Source organism: Acetobacter sp. AAB5 (genome assembly GCF_050106715.1).
Taxonomy (GTDB): Bacteria; Pseudomonadota; Alphaproteobacteria; order Acetobacterales; family Acetobacteraceae; genus Acetobacter; species Acetobacter oryzifermentans.
On record NZ_JBNIEW010000052.1, the window covers coordinates 1 to 836 of the forward strand.

The following is an 836-nucleotide window of genomic DNA, read 5'->3' on the forward strand; positions in this document are numbered from 1 at the left end:
GACTTTGCGTCTGACCTGCAGTCCATCCTGATCGGGGGTGTGCGCCACGGTGCGGCTGTAGACCAGATTGAGGTGCGCCCGGACAACTCCCCCACCACAGCCACGGTATCCAACCGCGTCGGATAATCGGTCAGGTCAAGGCTAAGGAGAGCGCTTATGGGCATGCAGATTGGCGATAGTGGCGGGGAAGACGACGTCGTCTCCGCCATCAACACCACACCGCTTGTGGATGTGATGCTGGTGCTGCTGATCATCTTTCTGATCACCATTCCGGTGGCGACACATACCGTCAAGGTGCAGCTGCCCAAGGACATGAACCAGCCCACCCAGACCAAGCTGAGCAATGTGGTGTTGGCCGTTACGGCAGATGGGCAGACCTTCTGGGATGAAACGCCGATCAAGGACCGGGCCGATCTTCTGGCCCGGCTGGAGAAGGCGGCGGTGCAAAAGCCCCAGCCGCAGATCCAGATCCGCGGGGATGTGACCACACGCTATGAGAGTGTGGGCCGTCTGGTGGCGACGTGTCAGGAAGCAGGCATCAGCCATATCGATTTCATTACGGAAAAGCCGAAATAGGCAGGGGCGGGTGGCGCAGCACGCCACCCCATCCTTGTGGGGGAGAGCACAGCCATGGGCATGAATGTTGGCTCTGAGAGCACAACGGAAGATGAAGGCATTGTTGACATCAACACCACGCCGCTGATTGACGTGATGCTGGTGCTGCTGATCATGCTGATCATCACCATCCCGTTGCAGACGCAGGCGGTCTCGATTGATCTGCCGCAGGGCAACCCGCCGCCCAGCACGGAAGAAACCCCTGTGGTGACGCTGGTTGT

At 59.6% G+C, this 836-nt stretch carries 2 protein-coding genes; both read left to right on the plus strand.

The annotated features are described in order from the left end of the window. Positions 1-156: 156 nt before the first annotated feature. Positions 157-576 (plus strand): ExbD/TolR family protein, encoded by a 420-nt coding sequence (locus tag ACP7IZ_RS13745; RefSeq protein ID WP_019089631.1) that lies wholly within the window; start codon positions 157-159, stop codon positions 574-576. A gap of 54 nt (positions 577-630) precedes the next feature. Next, on the plus strand, positions 631-836 hold a 206-nt coding region (locus ACP7IZ_RS13750; RefSeq protein WP_426849725.1), incomplete at its 3' end, for an ExbD/TolR family protein.

What these genes read in the sequence shown, in the direction of transcription:
- ACP7IZ_RS13745 (WP_019089631.1), top strand. Translation starts at nt 157, where the DNA reads ATGGGCATGCAGATTGGCGATAGTGGCGGGGAAGACGACGTCGTCTCC.